Origin of the sequence: Arsenicibacter rosenii, from assembly GCF_001870735.1 — a bacterium.
GTDB classification, from domain to species: Bacteria; Bacteroidota; Bacteroidia; order Cytophagales; family Spirosomataceae; genus Arsenicibacter; species Arsenicibacter rosenii.
The window spans coordinates 1-2,722 of record NZ_MORL01000089.1 but is presented as its reverse complement, the minus strand read 5'-3'; the positions used below and the strand labels follow the sequence as shown (position 1 = coordinate 2,722).

Genomic DNA, 2,722 nt, shown 5'->3' with positions numbered 1-2,722 from the left:
CAATCCGGGCGATGGCAAACATTTCCGGGCAACCCTGGGCCTTACCGGTTTACAGGACCAGTTCCACAGTCTCTGGGTAGAAGATGCGTCGTTTACCCGGTTGAAAAACATCCGTATTTCGTATACCCTGCCTGCCAAACTGTTAGCCAGAACGCCGTTTAAGGTGGCCCGCGTCTATGTCAATGCCGAGAACGTCTTTCTGTGGAGCTCATACACGAACTACGACCCCGAAAACACGACCTACGGGGCCAGCAACTATGCCGGCGGCGGCAACGGGCTGAATGCATCCGGCAATGCGCCGAACGGTGCGTTTATCGGCGTCGATTACGGCTCCTACCCGCTCCCGCGCGTGATTACAACCGGTATCAAAGTAGACTTATAATTACTGAATCAGCATGAAAAGCTTAAAATACATCTTAACCTTCTGCCTGGTCGGTGTCCTGGCCAGCAGTTGCAGGGAGTCGTTTCTGGAATTAAAACCCCTCTCAAATCCGACGGCCGATAATTTCAGGACAAAAGACGATTTCGAACTGGCGGTAAATGCAGCCTATGCGTCGCTCTATACCGTGTACAATCCGGAAGGGGCCGTTTCGTATGCCAATGAGCAGATGAGCGACAACGCCATTGTGTTCAACATTTCGGGGATTCAGGCCGATAAGTGGCAGTTTAAGGATTACAGCCTCGCCACGGCCAACACGATGATCTATCAGTTCTGGCAGGATTTTTACAAGGCTATTTTCAATGCCAATATTGTGCTCAACAAAATCGAAGGAGCCAGTCTGGATGCTTCCTACAAAGATGGCGTTAAGGCACAGATGATGTTCCTGCGGGGCCTGTACTATTACAATATGGTGCAGCTCTGGGGCGATGTGCCGCTGGTCACAACCCCGCTGACCGGTGAGGAAAGCTACGGTGTATTACGCTCGCCACAGGCTGCGGTTTATGACCAGATAAAAAAAGACCTGCTGTTTGCCGCCGATAAACTGCCCCTGGCTTCGGCCATTACGATTCCCGGCCGTGCATCAAAGGGGGCCGCGCAAACACTGCTCGGAAAAGTGTATCTGACTCTGGGCGACAAAACAGCGGCGGCGTCTGTCCTGAAGGAAGTCTATAACAGCAACCAGTACAGTCTGTTGGCCAACTACAGCGACCTTTGGGGGCCGAGCGTCAAAAATACCAAAGAGTCCGTTTTCGAAATTCAGTTTCTGGGCGGCAATGCTTCGGCACCCTACAGCCGGTATTATCAAAGCTTTTACCCCAACAACAATTTCCTCGGTTTTTACGGGGGCGGCATGAATCAGGTAACCGACGATTTGTGGAATGAATACGAAACCAGCGACCCGCGCCGCGAGGTGTCGATTGCTCCCGGCTACAACAACGCCGGTACGTTTATCGCCCAGAAATACCCGATCAAGTGGACCGATACCAAAGCCACACAGGTAGGTGGCAACCCGCTCTCGAACAATAATTTTATGGTCCTTCGGTATGCCGATGTGCTGTTGATGCTTACCGAAGCGACAGGAGACGCCACTTACCTGAACCAGGTACGGACACGGGCTAAACTCCCGAAATTCGGGGAAGCCGCTTATCCATCGGCCAAATACGCTACCCTCGACCTGGCTATTGAGCACGAACGCCGCGTAGAACTGGCCATCGAGTTCCAGCGTTGGTTCGATCTGAAACGCACCAACCGGGCGGTAACGGTCCTGTCGGCCAAAGGAAAGGCCATCAACCAGAATAAACTACTCTGGCCGGTTCCGCAGATTGTACGGACCCAAAACAGCGCCATTACCCAAAATACGGGCTACTAACTCATGCGTGAATTGTGAATGAGTGATTGTGCCTCCGGCACTGTCGCTCATTCACAAAGTAGCTTTATTCAACCACGAAATCGTTCTTTTTCTACATGCGGTACACAGCGTTAACAGACGAGCTTCTGCTGGTCGAACTCCGGAATGACGATGAACAGGCGTTCCGCGAAATCTATCTGCGCTACTGGAAAAAGCTGTACCACCTCGCCTGCCGTAAGATAGAATCGGTTGAGGTCGTAGAAGAACTGGTGCAGGATGTTTTTCTGAACCTGTGGGAGCGCCGTGCCACCGCAAGAATCAATCACCTGGAAGCGTACCTGACTACCGCTATCCGGTATACTGTCATTAACCACATCAAGACCCTGATTGTCCATGATAAGTTTCTGGACCATTCGCTGCGCTACTCGTCCGGATCTGTAAACTCGACCGATGAACAGGTGGATCTGGATGATTTGATGCTACGCATGGAGGTAGCCCTGCATGAACTTCCCGAAAAAACAAGGCAGGTTTTCCGGTTAAACCGGATTGAATACAAGTCCGTAAAAGAAGTAGCCACCCAGCTGAATATGCCTCAGCGTACCGTCGAGTACCATCTTCACCTCGCCATCCGCTCGCTGAAAGTCTTGCTTCGTGATTTTCTGGTTATAATCCTCACACAAAAATTTTATCATTATTTCGATAATAAGTAGGCATTACAGCCTTTTATCCATAAACTTTTTAAGATTTAATAAAATTTATTGCGGGTATTGCCCCTCTTTCTTGGCTTAGGATGTATAACTCCACGAATGGCCAATGAGTCGGGAACGGTTTAGTCGTTTATTACAGAAATATCTGAACGGGGAATGTACCCCCGAAGAAAAGTCGTTTGTCGAGCATTGGTTTGCCATGCTCGACATTGAGCGGGACCAGGC

At 50.5% G+C, this 2,722-nt stretch carries 2 protein-coding genes and 1 pseudogene; all 3 read left to right on the top strand.

Going from position 1 to position 2,722, the window contains the following annotated elements; translation table 11 throughout:
• Window positions 1–382: pseudogene (locus BLX24_RS33020) on the top strand (SusC/RagA family TonB-linked outer membrane protein); the annotation flags it as partial.
• Window positions 383–395: 13 nt separating this feature from the next.
• Window positions 396–1,811 carry a RagB/SusD family nutrient uptake outer membrane protein gene (locus tag BLX24_RS29880; protein ID WP_071506856.1) on the top strand — a complete coding sequence of 472 codons (1,416 nt, stop codon included), beginning with the start codon at window positions 396–398 and terminating at the stop codon, window positions 1,809–1,811.
• Window positions 1,812–1,906: 95 nt separating this feature from the next.
• A complete protein-coding gene (locus BLX24_RS29875; protein ID WP_071506855.1) occupies window positions 1,907–2,500 on the top strand; it encodes an RNA polymerase sigma factor in 594 nt (197 codons plus the stop codon).
• The last annotated feature ends 222 nt before the right edge of the window (window positions 2,501–2,722 follow it).

What these genes read in the sequence shown, in the direction of transcription:
- BLX24_RS29880 (WP_071506856.1), top strand. Translation starts at nt 396, where the DNA reads ATGAAAAGCTTAAAATACATCTTAACCTTCTGCCTGGTCGGTGTCCTG.
- BLX24_RS29875 (WP_071506855.1), top strand. Translation starts at nt 1,907, where the DNA reads ATGCGGTACACAGCGTTAACAGACGAGCTTCTGCTGGTCGAACTCCGG.